This window comes from Streptomyces sp. PH9007, assembly GCF_059813725.1.
Map to the genome: position 1 here is coordinate 3,761,968 of NZ_CM187440.1, position 14,981 is coordinate 3,776,948.

Annotated in this window: 15 protein-coding genes and 1 CRISPR repeat array (1 of these 16 running past the window's edge); of the genes, 6 read left to right on the forward strand and 9 right to left on the reverse strand. The window is 72.1% G+C overall.

The window, feature by feature from the left end:
• A CRISPR array of direct repeats spans positions 1-1,388; the repeat unit is 30 nt; unit sequence GTTGAGACCCCCGGTGGGGGTGATGAGGAC (it extends 43 nt beyond the left edge of the window).
• Positions 1,389-1,786: 398 nt separating this feature from the next.
• From ACTFAP_RS17310 to ACTFAP_RS17335, 6 genes are all read right to left on the reverse strand, one after another.
• Positions 1,787-2,461 carry a pentapeptide repeat-containing protein gene (locus ACTFAP_RS17310; protein ID WP_495681403.1) on the reverse strand — a complete coding sequence of 225 codons (675 nt, stop codon included), beginning with the start codon at positions 2,459-2,461 and terminating at the stop codon, positions 1,787-1,789.
• A gap of 92 nt (positions 2,462-2,553) precedes the next feature.
• The gene (locus ACTFAP_RS17315; RefSeq protein WP_495681404.1) at positions 2,554-3,189 is read right to left on the reverse strand and encodes a methyltransferase domain-containing protein; all 636 of its coding nucleotides are present in this window, start codon (positions 3,187-3,189) and stop codon (positions 2,554-2,556) included.
• A gap of 21 nt (positions 3,190-3,210) precedes the next feature.
• Complete coding sequence (locus ACTFAP_RS17320; protein ID WP_495681405.1) at positions 3,211-3,894, reverse strand: YqeB family protein; 684 nt, start codon at positions 3,892-3,894, stop codon at positions 3,211-3,213.
• Positions 3,895-3,988: 94 nt separating this feature from the next.
• Positions 3,989-4,666, reverse strand: coding sequence for a GNAT family N-acetyltransferase (locus tag ACTFAP_RS17325; protein WP_500466785.1), 678 nt, complete (start codon positions 4,664-4,666; stop codon positions 3,989-3,991).
• On the reverse strand, positions 4,659-5,306 hold the full coding sequence (locus tag ACTFAP_RS17330; protein WP_500466786.1) for a response regulator: 648 nt from the start codon (positions 5,304-5,306) through the stop codon (positions 4,659-4,661). The genes ACTFAP_RS17325 and ACTFAP_RS17330 overlap by 8 nt, the downstream gene beginning before the upstream one ends.
• 53 nt (positions 5,307-5,359) lie before the next feature.
• Positions 5,360-6,496 carry a histidine kinase gene (locus ACTFAP_RS17335; RefSeq protein ID WP_495681407.1) on the reverse strand — a complete coding sequence of 379 codons (1,137 nt, stop codon included), beginning with the start codon at positions 6,494-6,496 and terminating at the stop codon, positions 5,360-5,362.
• A 111-nt stretch (positions 6,497-6,607) separates the two neighbouring features.
• Here ACTFAP_RS17335 and ACTFAP_RS17340 point away from each other — a divergent pair, with 111 nt between their 5' ends.
• Complete coding sequence (locus ACTFAP_RS17340; protein WP_495681408.1) at positions 6,608-7,231, forward strand: methyltransferase domain-containing protein; 624 nt, start codon at positions 6,608-6,610, stop codon at positions 7,229-7,231.
• On the forward strand, positions 7,228-7,767 hold the full coding sequence (locus ACTFAP_RS17345; protein WP_500466787.1) for a DedA family protein: 540 nt from the start codon (positions 7,228-7,230) through the stop codon (positions 7,765-7,767). Before ACTFAP_RS17340 ends, ACTFAP_RS17345 begins: the two co-directional genes overlap by 4 nt.
• 24 nt (positions 7,768-7,791) lie before the next feature.
• On the opposite strand, the gene ACTFAP_RS17350 is transcribed toward ACTFAP_RS17345, so the two are convergent.
• Positions 7,792-8,151, reverse strand: a complete 360-nt coding sequence (locus ACTFAP_RS17350; protein WP_495681409.1) for a MerR family transcriptional regulator — start codon at positions 8,149-8,151, stop codon at positions 7,792-7,794.
• Between the two features lie 62 nt (positions 8,152-8,213).
• Here ACTFAP_RS17350 and ACTFAP_RS17355 point away from each other — a divergent pair, with 62 nt between their 5' ends.
• On the forward strand, positions 8,214-9,398 hold the full coding sequence (locus tag ACTFAP_RS17355) for an MFS transporter (protein ID WP_500466788.1): 1,185 nt from the start codon (positions 8,214-8,216) through the stop codon (positions 9,396-9,398).
• 235 nt (positions 9,399-9,633) lie between these two features.
• On the opposite strand, the gene ACTFAP_RS17360 is transcribed toward ACTFAP_RS17355, so the two are convergent.
• Complete coding sequence (locus tag ACTFAP_RS17360) at positions 9,634-10,716, reverse strand: protein-L-isoaspartate O-methyltransferase family protein (protein ID WP_500466789.1); 1,083 nt, start codon at positions 10,714-10,716, stop codon at positions 9,634-9,636.
• 277 nt (positions 10,717-10,993) lie between these two features.
• On the opposite strand from ACTFAP_RS17360, the gene pdxH reads away from it, so the two are divergent.
• A complete protein-coding gene (pdxH, locus tag ACTFAP_RS17365; protein ID WP_107046988.1) occupies positions 10,994-11,626 on the forward strand; it encodes a pyridoxamine 5'-phosphate oxidase in 633 nt (210 codons plus the stop codon).
• Positions 11,627-11,957: 331 nt separating this feature from the next.
• On the opposite strand, the gene ACTFAP_RS17370 is transcribed toward pdxH, so the two are convergent.
• On the reverse strand, positions 11,958-12,767 hold the full coding sequence (locus ACTFAP_RS17370) for an SIS domain-containing protein (RefSeq protein ID WP_500466790.1): 810 nt from the start codon (positions 12,765-12,767) through the stop codon (positions 11,958-11,960).
• A 314-nt stretch (positions 12,768-13,081) separates the two neighbouring features.
• Here ACTFAP_RS17370 and ACTFAP_RS17375 point away from each other — a divergent pair, with 314 nt between their 5' ends.
• Both ACTFAP_RS17375 and ACTFAP_RS17380 read left to right on the forward strand, forming a co-directional pair.
• Positions 13,082-13,786 (forward strand): iron-dependent transcriptional repressor DtxR, encoded by a 705-nt coding sequence (locus ACTFAP_RS17375; RefSeq protein ID WP_451752352.1) that lies wholly within the window; start codon positions 13,082-13,084, stop codon positions 13,784-13,786.
• Between the two features lie 281 nt (positions 13,787-14,067).
• Positions 14,068-14,946: a hypothetical protein gene (locus ACTFAP_RS17380; RefSeq protein WP_500466791.1), complete on the forward strand. Its 879-nt coding sequence runs from the start codon at positions 14,068-14,070 to the stop codon at positions 14,944-14,946.
• The last annotated feature ends 35 nt before the right edge of the window (positions 14,947-14,981 follow it).

Sequence of the window (14,981 nt, forward strand, 5' to 3'; positions counted from 1 at the left end):
GCCGGGGCTGGAGACGGTGGCCGGTTGAGACCCCCGGTGGGGGTGATGAGGACCCCGGCCGCCGACTACGCCCCGAAGACACCCCCGCGTTGAGACCCCCGGTGGGGGTGATGAGGACCCCTGGAGACGGCCGGCTTCTGTTCGGTGGACTCGGTCAGTTGAGACCCCCCGGTGGGGGTGATGAGGACCGCCGCCTACCTGGGCAACCGCCCTGCCGAGGGCACGTTGAGACCCCCGGTGGGGGTGATGAGGACTTCGGCCGGTACGACATCCTCCGCTCCCCCCTCACGTTGAGACCCCCGGTGGGGGTGATGAGGACGGCCGACGGCCCGGGTGCTGCTCGCGACATCGACCTGTTGAGACCCCCGGTGGGGGTGATGAGGACGCCGAGTCCCGGTTCTTGAGCGGAGCGGCCATGGCCTGTTGAGACCCCCGGTGGGGGTGATGAGGACCGTACTCGCCCACGAGGTGGAGCACGTCCTGGCTGAGTTGAGACCCCCGGTGGGGGTGATGAGGACGTGTCTCGGGCGCATGGGTCGGACGGGGCGGTACGGGTTGAGACCCCCGGTGGGGGTGATGAGGACTCGCCGGATACCGGGGCACCCAGCTGCTGGTGCAGTTGAGACCCCCGGTGGGGGTGATGAGGACCTCAGGGCCGCGCCCCGCATCGCCGGGCCGGATCTGGTGTTGAGACCCCCGGTGGGGGTGATGAGGACCCGCTTGGACACGGCGTCGGCCGTGGCTTTCGACGTGTTGAGACCCCCGGTGGGGGTGATGAGGACCTCTCGCGGCGGTTGATGCCGTAGCCGTCCCACGCGTGTTGAGACCCCCGGTGGGGGTGATGAGGACCCGCGATACGGACGGCAATCCGGGCGCGGACAAAGGTTGAGACCCCCGGTGGGGGTGATGAGGACCCCCGAAGGACCAGCTCCTGCTCCTGTGGCGGATCCTGTCGTTGAGACCCCCGGTGGGGGTGATGAGGACGTGTGGGGGTAGGTCAGTCCGGGAGCGGGGCGCCCTCGTGTTGAGACCCCCGGTGGGGGTGATGAGGACCCCCGCATCGTCCAGCCGCCGCGCCCGTTGTCGACGTGTTGAGACCCCCGGTGGGGGTGATGAGGACGCTCGCGGGCCAGGTCGTGGTAGTCCGCGGACAGGTGTTGAGACCCCCGGTGGGGGTGATGAGGACGGCCGCCCGGCCTGAACGCCCCACTCCCAGGGAGCTCAGTTGAGACCCCCGGTGGGGGTGATGAGGACCTGTTCCTCGACCAGGCGCACCAGGTCCCGGGCGTCCTGTTGAGACCCCCGGTGGGGGTGATGAGGACACACGCTTTCCGTGCTGTTGGCGCGCTGGCGGTGTTGTTGAGACCCCCGGTGGGGGTGATGAGGACCGTATGGTGAAGGTGCAGGTCGCGTTGGGGTTGGAGTGCCGGGGTCGGGGTGTATTTGCAGCGAGTCGGCGGTTGTGTTGGTGAGCCGGGTGTGTCGCTGAAATCTGGGCGCTCACAGGAGGTTGGTGGGGTCGGTTGATGAGGCCCGATCGTGGCGGTGCCGTGGAACGAGCCAGGGCGGTGATGGGGTCGGTGTTCTCGGTGGCAGAGCACCATTCTGTCACCTCGGATTTACCTCCTCAGGGTGGAATCCTTGGCGTCGTCACGGGGGTGAGGGAGCCGGACGAGCCGGCGGTGAAGTGAGCGGAGCCGTATGTCTGCGGGGGGCGTGCTCTCGTCCCCTGGTCGAAGTCGCTCCGGGCCGTGGCGAGGTGGCTCGCCCGGTGCCCAGGCCCCGTTCAGTCGTCCGTGACGGTGATGCCGTAGGAGTGGGCCAGGGCGGGGGCCAGTTCCATCAGTTGGAGGGTGCTGATGGTGGCTCCGGACAGGGAGTCGAGGCCCTCGGCGATGCCCAGGCGCTGGGTCTGGCGGAAGTCGACCTTCGTCAGCCGGGCCTTGCCGAACCGGACGCCCTCCAGGGTGGAGCCGGGGAAGGTGATGCCGTTCAGGGTGGCGCCGCCGAAGTCCACGTCGCGCAGGACACAGTCCACGAACGCCACGTCCCGCAGGGCCGCCGCCCGCAGGTTCACCGAGTCCAGCTTGCAGTGGAAGAAGACGACCCGCCGCAGCTGGGCGCTGAACAACTGGAGCCCGGCCAGCGAACTGGTGTTGACCTCCACGTCCATCCAGTTGGTCTCCGCCAGATCGGTGGCGACCCAGCGCACCGCGTCCATCCACACATCGGCGAACCGCGCCTTCCGCAGCCGGCCCTCCGTGAAGGTCACCGAGCTGAGCGCCGACTCGGTGAACTGGCTGCCGCCCGCGTCCGTCTCCTCGAAGGTCCGCCCCTCCAGGTGGACGGTGTCCAGGTTCTCCTCCCGTCCCAGCGCGCCCTCGAAGGGCTGGAGGAAGTCGGCGTACGGCAGGTCGGACAGTTCGCGCGGCGTCGGGGCCGGTCGCGCGGAGCGTGGCATCGGGGCTCCAAGGAGGAACGGGAAAGTCGGCCGGGGTGGTTCTCGTCCCTCAGGATGGCGGACGCCACTGACAGTCGGCCCCGGCCCGCGCCTCATGCCGGCGAGCCGGGGCCGGGCTCGGGCGGGCGGCGGTAGACGAGGGTGTGGCGCCAGAACAGGCGGCGGCGGATCCGGGCGCCGGGAAGGAGTTCGGCGGCCCGGCGGCGGATGGCGGAGAGCGGCATCGTGGGGGTCTTGACCGGGGGTCGCGGGGGCGGGCGGCGGCCGGTGGCGCGGTCGTGGGCCCAGCAGGCCAGGCGGGCGGCGGCGTTCAGCGGGATGGAGACGAGGCCGTACGCGTGGTCCAGCGCGGTACGGTCCGGGGCGCAGCCCAGGATCAGCAGGGTGCCGCCGGGGGCGAGGGCGTCCCGCAGCTTGGTGACCGTCTCGAACGGCACGTGGTGGAGGCTCGCCAGCGCGGTGATGACGGCGTAGTGGTCCCGGGGGAGCGCGGCCGTGGTGATGTCCTCCTCCCGGAAGCGCGGGTTGGGGCCCGCGGTGGCGGCGCGCGCCGCCGCGATGACCTCGGGGCTGGGATCGATGCCCTCCACCGTGTACCCGGCCGCCGCGAGTCGCCGGGCGAAGGCGCCGGTGCCGCACCCGACGTCCAGCGCCGGGCCGGGACCGCTCAGCCGGCGCGCGGTGCGCAGCAGCCACCGGTGGTAGTGATCGTTGTGGTCGAACGGCATGACACCGCACCCTGTCACGGATCAGCCGGGGACGGTACGCCAGTGCTGCTGCCCCTCGTGATCGCGCACCACGTACCCCAACTGCCCCAGAGTCTCGGTCAGATCGCGGGCCTCTTCCTTGGCGTCGCGGCGCCCCGCCTCCTTGCGGGCGGCGAACACGACGTGCACCTCGGCGGGCAGTTCGGGCGCGTGCGGAACCCAGCGGCGGAAGTCCGCCGCGTGCGGGTCGGCCTTCGACCAGGGGTAGCCGTGCCGCTGGAAGGCGGCGGCCACCGCCGCGAGCGGGGCCTGGTGTTCGCCGCGGACGAGCGGGCGGGTGGTGCGGTCCAGCACCACCAGTTCCTTGCCGTCCGGGAAGACCGCCGAGATGTCGGCGCGCGCGAAGCGGTGCGTGGTGTCGTTCAGTTCGACGGTCAGCTGGTCGTCCGTCAGTGTCAGCTTCATCGACTCGGCGACCGCGATGAACGCCACGACCAGTCCCGCCACCACCCCCACCGCGAGGAACAGGGCGCGCTGCCACAGCTGGTCGAGCCCGGCGACGAACGTGAGCGGGCCCTCGAACGGCAGCCAGGGAAGCGTCTCGGTCGCCCAGCGCGCCGCCCCCGGCAGCAGCCAGGCCAGCGCTAGGCCCAGCGCCGGGAACCCCAGCAGGATCAGCCGCAGTTCACCGCGCGGGAAGCCCAGCTCCGTCGTCGTCTCGTCCACCCCCGCAGGGTAGGCAGCGCGCCGCCGCCCGCTGAAGTGGCCGAAGGTAGCGTCCCGCCCGACCTTCGGCTACTCCGCTACTTCGGCTACTCGGCTACATCGCCCGGTGGATGAAGCTGGTGAACGGCGCCCGCGTCCGCCACCCCAGTGCCTCGTACAGCGCGCGCCCCTCGACGCTCGCGCACAGCACCGCGTCCGTGGCCCCGGCCCCGGCCGCCGCGCCGATCAGGGTGCGGACCACCACCGAGCCCAGGCCGCGCCGCCGGTGGTCGGGGTCGGTCTCGATCTGGTCGATGACGGCGGTGGCGGCGCCCCGCCCCAGCGCCACCTGCCCCGTCGCGGCGACGGTGCCCTCCGGCGTGACGAGGCGTACTTCGGTCACCCCGTGCTGGGAGCCGCTGACCAGCGCGTATCCGGCGGGTACCGGGACGGCGGCGGTGGCCTCCCGGGGCTCCACGGCGGTGCTCATCAGGAATCCGGGGCTGTTGCTGGTCCACTCCGGGCCGAGCCAGCCGGCCACCGTCTCGTCCGGCAGGCAGGTCTTGAGCCAGACACACGGCTCCCCGGCGGCCTCGATGTGCGCGGCGGCCTTGCGGACGGTGATCTCGTCGGCGTCCGGCAGCACGTGCCGGGCCCGGTGGTGCGGCAGCCCCACGTCGAGCCGCGCGCCCCACGGCTCCTCCACGGCGGGCGGCAGCCCACGGGCGAGGGCGTAACCCGGCACCCACGCCCGTACGAGATCGGGTACGGTCCGCGGCCACGTGTCACTCATGTGTTTGTACGCTACCGGCATCCCTCGCCAGCAGGGCGGCCCGCACCCGGTTGCTGACCTCCAGCGCGACGAGGATCCGGCTTACGTGGGCCTTCACGGTGCTCTCCCGCATGTGCAGCGCCCCCGCGATGTCCGCGTTCGTCGCGCCGCGCGCCAGCAGCGCCAGCACCTCCCCCTCGCGCGGCGTCAGGCGCGCCACCTTCTCCCGCGCGGCCTGCGCCTGCGGCCCGGCCGTGTGGTGGTAGCGGTCGATCAGCCGGCGGGCCGCGCTGGGATGCAGCATCGCCGAACCGGCGGCCACCAGCCGTACCGCCCGCAGGATGTCCGCCGGTTCGCTGTCCTTGAGCAGAAAGCCCTCCGCACCGGCGGCCAGCGCGTCGTACACGTACTCGTCCAGGTCGAACGTGGTCAGGGTGATCACCCGGGGCGGGCGCGGCAGGGCCCGCAGCCGGGCGGTGGCGGTGATGCCGTCCATGCGCGGCATCCGGACGTCCACCAGCGCGACGTCGATACGGTGCGACCGGGCCGCCTCGATCGCCTGGAGGCCGTCGGCGGCCTGGGCGACCAGTTCGATGCCCGGGTCCGCCCCGATCAGATCGGCCAGCCCGAGCCGTACCAGCGCGTCGTCGTCGACGATCATCGCCCGGATCGCGGGAGTCGCAGGGGTCGCGGAAGTCGCGGGGGTGGGGGAGGTCATGGGGAGCCGTTCGGTATCCGTGCGGTCAGTTGCCAGTGGTCGCCGGCCGGCCCCGCGTCCAGGCTGCCGCCCAGCGCCTGGACGCGCTCCCGCAGGCCGATCAGCCCGAACCCCGGTACGGCCGGCTCCGCCACCGCGCCGTGGCCGTGCGGCGGCAGCGGGTTGCTGACCTCGGCGACGGTGCCGCCCGGCCCGTACCGCACCGCCACCCGTACGGGCGTGTGCGGGGCGTGCCGGCGGGCGTTGGTCAGGGCCTCCTGCACCAGCCGGTAGACGGCGAGCCGGTGCGCGGCGGGGGCCCGGGTGCCCGCCGGTTCGTCGAGTTCCGCGTCGATGCGCTGGCCCGCCTCGCGGGCGGTGTCGATCAGCTCGCCGACCTCGCGCAGCGCCGGCTCGCGGCTCCGCTCGCCCCGCGGCGTCAGCTCCTCGGTGCGCAGCGCGCCGAGCACGTGCCGCAGGTCGGCGAGCGCGTCGGTGGACGCGGTGCGCAGCAGCCGCACGCGGTCGGCGGTCACCGGGTCGAGCTGGTCCGCGCGCGTGGCCAGTACCCCGCTGTGCAGGGCGATCAGGCTCAGCCGGTGCGCCAGGACATCGTGCATCTCGCGGGCGATGGCCGTGCGCTCCGAGCCCCGCGCGGCCTGTTCGCGCAGCTCCCGCTCCCGGTGCAGATGCCCGATCCGCTCGCCCAGCGCGTCCGCGAGCCGCCGGCTGCTGGCGGCCCACAGGCCCAGCACCATCGCGACGATGAACAGCGCCCCGGGCCCGTACGCGCGCGGCGTCCACAGGCTGAGCGGGGGCTGGACCAGCAGGTTGAGGCTCATCGCGCCCGCGATGGCGGCGCCCGCGACCCGGGCGCGCCGGGTCGCGGTGAGGTGGAACGCCATCAGCAGCATCGGCAGCATCGCCCCGAACAGCCCGGCCGCGCCCGCCGCGACGCCCGCGATCGGCAGGGGGTGGCGGTAGCGCAGCGGCAGCATGCCGCCCGCGACCAGGGAGGCGGCCACCGAGGGTGCGGCGGCGTGCCAGCCACCGGCCGAGACGGCGGCGTCGGACACCGATACGGCGGACAGGGACACCACCATCACCAACTCGCCCCACCAGGGCAGCCGGTACTCCGTTCTGGCCGCTTCCACGCCGTTCAGGGTAGGCGGGGGCAGGGGTCGCGGGCCCCCTACTTTCGTCGGGGTCACCGGTCGCCGAACGGCCGATTCCGCGAGCCGGGCGGGTTTCTAGCGTCACTGGGCATGGACTCCTCACTGTTTCTCACGGAGGCGCTGCGGGGCTTCCGTACCACCGGGGCGATCGCCCCCAGCGGGCGGCGGCTGGCCGCTCGGCTCGCCGCGCCGGTACGGAGGGCCGGCGCGGCGGCGCGCGGTGGGTCCGCGCGGCGTCCGCTGACGGTCCTCGAAGCGGGCGGCGGGACCGGGGCGGTGACCCGGGCGCTGCTGCCGCTGCTGGGGCCGGGGGACCGGCTGGACGTGGTGGAGGCCAACGCCCGGTTCGCGGCGCGGCTGCGGCGGCTGACCGCCGGGCCGACGGTGGCGGTGCGGGTGCACCACACGTACGTCGAGCGGCTGGCGGTGGCGGACGGCACCTATGACGTGATCGTTTCCGGTCTGCCGTTCGCCAACTTCGATCCGGAAGAGGTCGAAACGATCATGGCCCGCTATCGCGCACTGCTGAAGCCGGGCGGGACACTGACGTACTTCGCCTACCCGGGCGCCCGGCTGTGGCACTCCCCCCGGCAACGGGACGTCGCCCGGGTGCTGGCCGGCCACCACGTCCGCCCCGGGGTGGAGGCCGTCTCCGAGACGGTCTGGGCGAACCTGCCGCCCGCCCGCGTGTGGCGGCTGACCACCGCATCGTGAACGACCTCACGCTGAACGAGACCGCCGCACTCCTGGGCGGGATCCCACCCGCCCTCGCCTACCTGCTGCTGGCCTGCGCGGTGCTGGCCGAGGCGGTGCTGCTGCTGGGCGCCTTCGTCCCGACCCTGACCCTGCTGCTGACCGCCGGGGCCCTCTCCCGCGCGGGCTACCTCGACCTGCCCTGGGTGATCGCGGTGGCGACCGCGGCGGTGATCTGCGGCGACGCGCTGGCCCACCGCGTCGGCCGGGCGGTGGGGAGGGGCCCGCTGGCGCGCCGGGTACCACCGGCGATCCTGGAGCGGGTACGCGGCGGCCACTCCGTCCTGGTCTGCCGCTTCGTCCCGGTGGCCCGCACCGTCGCGCCGTACCTGGTGGGCGCGGGCGGACTGCCGTACCGGGCGATGGCACCGTACAGCGCGCTCGGCGCCGCCGTCTGGGCCACGGCGGAGGCCGGGGGGCCGGCTACGCGGCCGCCGCCACCCTCGGCCCGCTGCTCCCGGTGGCCGTGCCGGCCCTCGGGGCGGGCGCCCTGCTGATCCTGTTTCTCACCCGCCGCTTCCTCACCCGCCGCGCACCGCTTCCAGGTACGCGCCGATGGCGTCCCGGTTCCGGGCCAGGCACCGGATCCGCTCCGTCATCCGGTCGCGCTCGTGCTCCAGGGTGGCCAGCATCTCGGGTGTCGCGTCGGGGAAGTGGATGACCCGGGGCTTGTCGAGACACGGCAGGATCTGCTTGATGATGCGGGTGGGCAGTCCCGCGTCGAGCAGGCCGCGGATCTGGAGCACCCGGTCGACGTCCGACTCCTCGTAGGACCGGTAGGTGTTCTGGCACCGGCCGGGCAGCAGCAGGCCCTGCTCCTCGTAGTAGCGCAGCAGCCGGCGGGGCGTACCCGTCCGTTCCGACAGCTCTCCGATGCGCATCGGGCCCCTCACCGCTCGCCGCTTGACCTTCACATCAATGTGACGGTTTGACGATACGCGGCATGCGAGAGACAGCGAAAGCGCACGGGAAACTGCCGCTGCCCGCCCTGGTGGCGCTGGCGATGGCGGCCTTCATCACCGTCCTGACCGAGGCCCTGCCGGCCGGCGTACTGCCCGCCATGAGCGCGGACCTGGGGGTCAGCGAATCGGCCGCCGGGCAGGCTGTGACGATCTACGCGCTCGGTACGGCCGCCGCCGCGATCCCGCTGACGGCGGCGACCGCCGGATGGCGCCGCAAGAAACTGCTGCTGGCGGGGGTGGCCGGATTCGCCGTGGCCAACACGGTCACGGCCGTCTCCCCCTGGTACCCGCTCACGATGGCCGGCCGCTGCCTGGCCGGGGTGGCGGCCGGCGTGGTGTGGGCCCTGCTGGTCGGGTACGCGCGCGGCATCTCCCCGGCCGCGCTGCGGGGCAAGGCGATCGCACTCGTCATGGCGGGCATCCCGGCGGCGCTGTCGCTGGGGGTGCCGGCCGGTACGTTCCTGGGCGGGCTCCTGGGCTGGCGGGCGACGTTCTGGGCCATGACGGGACTGGCGCTGGTGCTGACCGGCTGGATCGTGGCGGTCGTCCCGGACCGGCCGGGCGCCCGGGGCCCGGCGGGCAGGATCCCGCTCGCCCGGACCCTGCGCGTACCGGGAGTGGCCGCGGTGCTGTGGGTCACGCTGATCTGGGTGCTGGCCCACACCGTCCTCTACACGTACATCGCCGCCTTCCTGGAGCGGCTGGGGGCGGGGGAGCGCATCGACGTGGTGCTGCTGGTGTTCGGGGTGGCGTCGCTGCTGAGCATCTGGATCACCGGCGCGTACATCGACCGCCGGCCACGGGCCCTGGCGCTGTCGGCCGCGCTGCTGTTCGCGGTGGCGGTGGCGGTGCTGGCGGTACGGGCCGGCAGCACACCACTGCTGTACGCGGCGGTCGCGCTGTGGGGGCTGGGCTGGGGAGGCGCCCCGACCCTGCTGCAGACCGCGGCGGCGGTGGCGGGCGGCGACGCGGCGGACACGGCCCAGGCGATACTCGTCACGCTGTGGAACGCCGCCATGGCGGCCGGCGGGATCGCCGGCGGGCTGCTCCTGACCCACGGCGGCGCGGGGTCGCTCCCCTGGACGGCGCTGCTGCTGGCGCTCCCGGCCCTGGCCCTCGTAACGACGGCACGCCGGGCGGCCTTCCCGGAGACGGCACGAGGCTGACGCGGGCCGGTCCTGGCCGAGGAGGCTGCCCGACCCCCGAGGGAGGGCGGGCAGCCGAGGGGCGGGTTCCCGTTCCCCGATCAGGTCCAGCCGTTGCCATCACAGACGGTGCAATCCACCTCCTGTTGTCCGCCATCTTCATTGATCACGACTTTCCCCCGTCCGTTGCAGACCGGACACGGGACGGGCGTGCTGTGTTTTCCCACTGCTGATCCTCCATTCCGCTGTGCGCCGATCACGTGATGCGCTGGTCCGGACTGTCGAGCCACATGTGCTCTCCGGTGGGAGTCACCGTCAGCCCGAATCGATCCAGGCTGGGAGAGCCGAGAGCGACCCATTCCGCATGGCCGGCCACGACTTCTTCCCAGAGCGGGCGCGGGCCCCGTTGAGTGACCCGGACGACGCCGGCTTCGTCCACGCGGACCACGGCATGGGAATGCCCGCCATGCAGAATTCCGAGAAAGCGCCCGCCATCCTTCTCGAAGCCGCTCGCGCTCACGCCGGGAAGCTTCCCGTGCAGGAACGCCGTCCGCCCCGGAGCGCGGGCGAGCACCTGCCGGGGGTCGGCGGACGACACGGACTCCTGATCCTCGGCTCCGTCGGCGACCTGATCGCCGGCCCTCTCACGCTGCGAGCGCAGGAGCATGAAGCCGCACTCGCCATGGAAGCGGCCCGAGGCTGTACCGTCCTCCCCCACGGTGAGCGCCGTCACCTGGGAGACTGGAGTCCACGGCAGGACGATCCGGCCGCCGGGACGGGTCTGTTCGACCCAGGCGTAGGGGATCTCATGGACTCCGCAGGTGATGTGCACGCGGTCGAAGGGGGCGAGGTCCGGGGCACCGAGGCTTCCGTCGCCGACGACGACGCGAGGCGAGCGGCCCACGCGTGCCAGGTTCTTCCCGGCGATCGCGGCCAGCGACGGATCCACCTCGATCGACACCACGTGCTCGTCGCCGACCAGCTCACCCAGCAGTCCCGCCGTCCAGCCGGTGCCGGTGCCCACCTCCAGTACCTTGTGGCCCGGTCGTGCTTCCAACAGGCTGAGGAACGAGAAAACCAGCGCCGGGGCGGAAGAGGAGCAGGTGAAATTGAAGGTCTTCTGAATCGTCTCCGCAGTGAGTTCGGTCTTCCCGTCATCGATCTGCGTCACGATGGCGGTATTCGCATGGACCATCTCCCACCAGCGGTCGGGATCACTGTCTCTGTCGATCCAGTGTTTCTCTCCGTTCCACTGTGCGGTCGCCGAAGCCTTTCGCGGTATGAACGCATGGCGTGGCACGGTGAAAGGCAGGATTCCCTGCGGGATCCGGTCGCTCATGACGGAGAGCGTAGCGAGCGTGTTCCGCGTCGGGAAGAAGAGAACTTTTCCGCCGATCACCGCTCATCCGATAAGCATTCGCCGCCGGGATATTCCCCGCCCGCTCGCTCCTCCTATCACCCGCTTTGATCCCGGAGCGCGCTCCCGGCGCACCGCCCGGATCGGGCCACGGCTGTCGGACGGATGCTGCAAGATATGGCGCGTGTCCCACGCCGACGATGTCACCCGACGTACCAGCGCCACGCCGTCCGCCGCCGAGCAGCTCGACCCCGCCGCCATGCGGGCCCGTTACCGGGAGGCCGGGCTGGAGGAGAAGGACAGCGCGGCCGACCCGTTCGCGCAGTTCCTCGCGTGGTTCGGGCAGGCCGCCGAGAGCGGGCTGCACGAGCCGAACGCCATGATCCTCGCCACCGCCGACCCGGCGGGCCGGCCCAGCTCCCGGACCGTCCTGCTGAAGAAGTTCGACGAGCGGGGCTTCGTCTTCTTCACCAACTACGGGTCCCGCAAGGGCCGGGAGATCGAGGCGAACCCGCAGGTCTCGCTCCTCTTTCCCTGGCACGGCATCGCCCGGCAGGTCATCGTCAACGGGCTGGCCGAGCGGACCGGGCGGGACGAGACGGTGGGGTACTTCCGCACCCGCCCGCACGGCTCCCAGCTGGGGGCCTGGGCGAGTGAGCAGTCCTCGCGGGTGGCCTCGCGCGCGGAGCTGGACCAGCTGTACGCGGAGCTGGCCGAGCGCTACCCGGAGGGTGAGGACGTGCCGGCGCCGCCGCAGTGGGGCGGGTACCGGGTGGTGCCGCAGACCGTGGAGTTCTGGCAGGGGCGGGAGAACCGGCTGCACGACCGGCTGCGGTACGTACGGGCCGCCGGCGGCGGGGCCGGGTGGACGATCGAGCGGCTCTGTCCGTAGGCGGCGCGCGGGGTGGCCGCCGCGCCCGGGGGCGGTCGCGCCGGGGCGTCCGCACACGGAACGACCCGCGAGCCTGGTTCCCCTCGGCGCCGCTCGGGCGTCTCGGGGAGCCGGCCGGACGTTACCGGCGGCTCGCGGGTCGGGTGACTGCTTGGGATTGGCCGGCGGAGCCGGCGCCACGTTTCCGTGGGACGACGGCTCTAGGCCGCAGTCACCTCACGCGTCCGGATCTGATACATCTGCCGAACCACCTCCCTTCTGTGTACCTGCGACCGTAATACCGGTCCCGGGCGGCGGCAAATGTTTTTCGCCCCCGCTTTCCGCAGGCCCGCTACCGGCGCCACAGGATGCGGTCGGCGTGCATCGCGTACACCGACTCGTTCCACTCCTGCCCGCCGTCCACGTTGGCCGAGCGCAGCAGCGGCGGCTCGATGCCCTGGTCGGAGAGCTTGCCCGCGGTGTCCGCCATCACGGCCTGGAGCAGCGCGGAGACCACCACGGTGGACGCGGGTGCGAACGGGGCGCCGATGCGGCGGGTGGTCAGCTCGGCGTCGCCGATCGGGATCTTGCTGTCCAGGACGAGGTCGCAGTGGTCCTTGAGGAAGGTGCCGGACGCGCTCCTGGACTCGGTGCCCTCGGTGTACACGAGGGAGGTCACGCCGATGACGCGCAGTCCGCGGGTCCTGGCGTGCGCGGCCATCTCCACCGGCAGGCTGTTGCGGCCGGAGAGGGAGATGACGATGAGCAGGTCGCCGGCGTGTGCCGGGCTGGCGTCGAGGGTGGCCTGGGCGAGGCCGCTGACCCGCTCCAGGGCGCTGCCCAGCAGGGCGGGGCTGACGTTGACGCCGGTGGTGCCGGGGACGGCGAGCAGATTGACCAGGGCCAGTCCGCCGGCCCGGTAGACGATGTCCTGGGCGGGCAGCGCGGAGTGTCCGGCGCCGTAGACGAACAGTTTCCCGCCCGCCGTGACGGTGTCGGCGATCAGGTCCCCGGCCTGCCCGATGGCGGCGTGCTCCTCCTCCTGGACGCGGCGCAGCAGGCGCACGGCGGCGTCGAAGAACTGGTCACCGAGAGTGCTCCGGCCGTCGGCGCCGGTGCCTATCCCGTCCTGCGCGTCCTGCTGCTCAGCCTGCGGGCTCATCTGCGCTGTCCCCTCGTGGGTGCGGTGTGCTGCGGTGTGGTGCGGTGATGTGCGGTGCCCTGCGGTGCGGTGCTCCGCCGTGCGGCGCGCGACGGCGTGCCCGCCGCGGTCGTACGAGGCCGTCACCCCGTACGCGTACGATGTACATTTCCGGGTGGGTGCCGGTCACGCGTCACGGTGAGGTCATGGGCACGCCCGTGTCAATACGGCGGCAGCGGTCTTGTAGGGCTGCGGTAACGCGCAGTGGGCTCGATTGTCGGCGCCATACGTCAGAATTGGTTCAGGGCCACCGCACGAGCTATCGAGGGGCACTTATGTCCGGACTCATCGACACCACTGAGATGTACCTCCGCACCATTCTGGAGCTTGAGGAAGAGAACGTGGTCCCGATGCGTGCCCGTATCGCCGAGCGACTGGAGCAGAGCGGCCCGACCGTCAGCCAGACCGTGGCCCGGATGGAACGGGACGGCCTGCTGTCGGTGGCCAGCGACCGGCACCTGGAGCTCACCGAGGAGGGGCGCCTGCTCGCCGAGCGGGTCATGCGCAAGCACCGCATCGCCGAGTGTCTCCTGGTCGACGTGATCGGCCTAGAGTGGGAGCAGGTGCACGCGGAGGCGTGCCGCTGGGAGCACGTGATGAGCGACGCGGTCGAGCGCCGCGTGCTGGAGCTGCTCAACCACCCGACGGAGTCGCCGTACGGCAACCCGATCCCGGGCCTGGCCGAGCTGGGGGAGAAGGTGGGCGAGCCGGACGCGTTCCTCGGGAGCGGTCTGGTCGCGCTGACCGACATGGAGACCAGCGGCGGCAAGACGGTGATCGTCCGCCGGATCGGGGAGCCGATCCAGACGGACACCTCCGTCATGCACACGCTGCGCCGGGCCGGGGTGCAGCCGGGGGCGTCGGTCAGCGTCACCCCGGGTGCGGGCGGCGGCGTCCAGGTCGGCAGTGGTGGCGAGGCCGCCGAGCTGTCGGCCGACGTGGCCATGCACGTGTTCGTCGCTCCGGCCGGACGGGTCTGAGCGCACGCTGATCACCGGCTCTGCCGGACTCCACCGTGGGCGCGCGCGGCGCGTCACCGGGCAGGGGACAGTGGGCCGCCCGCCCCGGCGAGCGGCCCACCGCCCACCCCCCGCGGGACGACCCGGAGCCCCGAGCTCCCAGGGTCGTACCTCCTGCCCCATGTCTCCCCGCGGTGCGGCCGGATCACGCCTGCCCGTATGTCACTCGACCGATGGATCTTCAAGTCGAACACTAGACTTGACGAATCTCTTTTCGATCGTGTGAGACATGTGGGGGGCACATGAAGCCGGTTCGATGGCATGCCGCGCTGGCCGCGTCGATGACGGGGGTGCTGCTCACGGGGTGCGCGCAGACCACCCTCTTCAAGGAACAGGCGCGCGAGAGCCGTCCGGACGACAGCACCGTGGTGCTCTCGGAGGCGGCGGCGGAGCGGGACGGGGAGACGGAGACGGAGACGCCGGAGGAGATCCCGCTCCTCGACCGGTCGGCCGAGGAGATCTTCTTCGTCGGGATGGAAACGGCCTTCGCGGCGGAGTCGCTGCGTATCGTCATGACGTCGGACGGGGACGAGGCCGCGATGGACGTGGAGATGCACTACGACCGCTCCGGTCGATGCGTTGTCACCATGACCGAGTCGGGTTACGGCGGGATGGAGTTCATCATCGTCGAGGACGAGGCATGGATGCGGCTCGACAGCGCGTTCGTGGACAGCCTCGTCGCCGAGGATCCCGAGTGGGAGGATTTCATCCGGCAGATCGAGGGGCGCTACCGGCACATTACGGCGGACGAGCCGGGTGCCGAGGAGGTGCTGACTTTCTGCCAGTCCGACGAGTTCCTGGACCTGATGGACCTGACCGATGTCGATGGGGGTCCCGGTGACGTCGCGCCATGGGCGGAGAAGGGCGAGCTGACCACCCACGAGGGAGTCGAGGTCATCCCTGTCGAGGGGGAAGAGGAGGGGATATCGGTGCGAGCCCTGGTGGCCACCGAGGGGGATCCCTATATGCGCTATCTCGTGATGGACGGCGGGGCGGACGGTTTCGTCGAGATGTGGATGAGCGACTTCGGGGTCCCCGTGGAGATCGAGGCGCCGTCGCCGGAACTCGTCTACGGGCCCGATGATCTGCTCTTCGACTTCTTCGGGGAACTGTACGTCTGACCGTCGCGTCTTCCCGCACGCAAGCAAACGGGGAA

What these genes read in the sequence shown, in the direction of transcription:
- ACTFAP_RS17360 (WP_500466789.1), bottom strand. Translation starts at nt 10,716, where the DNA reads ATGAGCGACCGGATCCCGCAGGGAATCCTGCCTTTCACCGTGCCACGC.
- ACTFAP_RS17375 (WP_451752352.1), top strand. Translation starts at nt 13,082, where the DNA reads ATGTCCGGACTCATCGACACCACTGAGATGTACCTCCGCACCATTCTG.
- pdxH (WP_107046988.1), top strand. Translation starts at nt 10,994, where the DNA reads ATGCGGGCCCGTTACCGGGAGGCCGGGCTGGAGGAGAAGGACAGCGCG.
- ACTFAP_RS17350 (WP_495681409.1), bottom strand. Translation starts at nt 8,151, where the DNA reads ATGCGCATCGGAGAGCTGTCGGAACGGACGGGTACGCCCCGCCGGCTG.
- ACTFAP_RS17370 (WP_500466790.1), bottom strand. Translation starts at nt 12,767, where the DNA reads ATGAGCCCGCAGGCTGAGCAGCAGGACGCGCAGGACGGGATAGGCACC.
- ACTFAP_RS17315 (WP_495681404.1), bottom strand. Translation starts at nt 3,189, where the DNA reads ATGCCGTTCGACCACAACGATCACTACCACCGGTGGCTGCTGCGCACC.
- ACTFAP_RS17355 (WP_500466788.1), top strand. Translation starts at nt 8,214, where the DNA reads ATGCGAGAGACAGCGAAAGCGCACGGGAAACTGCCGCTGCCCGCCCTG.
- ACTFAP_RS17340 (WP_495681408.1), top strand. Translation starts at nt 6,608, where the DNA reads ATGGACTCCTCACTGTTTCTCACGGAGGCGCTGCGGGGCTTCCGTACC.
- ACTFAP_RS17330 (WP_500466786.1), bottom strand. Translation starts at nt 5,306, where the DNA reads ATGATCGTCGACGACGACGCGCTGGTACGGCTCGGGCTGGCCGATCTG.
- ACTFAP_RS17310 (WP_495681403.1), bottom strand. Translation starts at nt 2,461, where the DNA reads ATGCCACGCTCCGCGCGACCGGCCCCGACGCCGCGCGAACTGTCCGAC.
- ACTFAP_RS17325 (WP_500466785.1), bottom strand. Translation starts at nt 4,666, where the DNA reads ATGAGTGACACGTGGCCGCGGACCGTACCCGATCTCGTACGGGCGTGG.
- ACTFAP_RS17380 (WP_500466791.1), top strand. Translation starts at nt 14,068, where the DNA reads ATGAAGCCGGTTCGATGGCATGCCGCGCTGGCCGCGTCGATGACGGGG.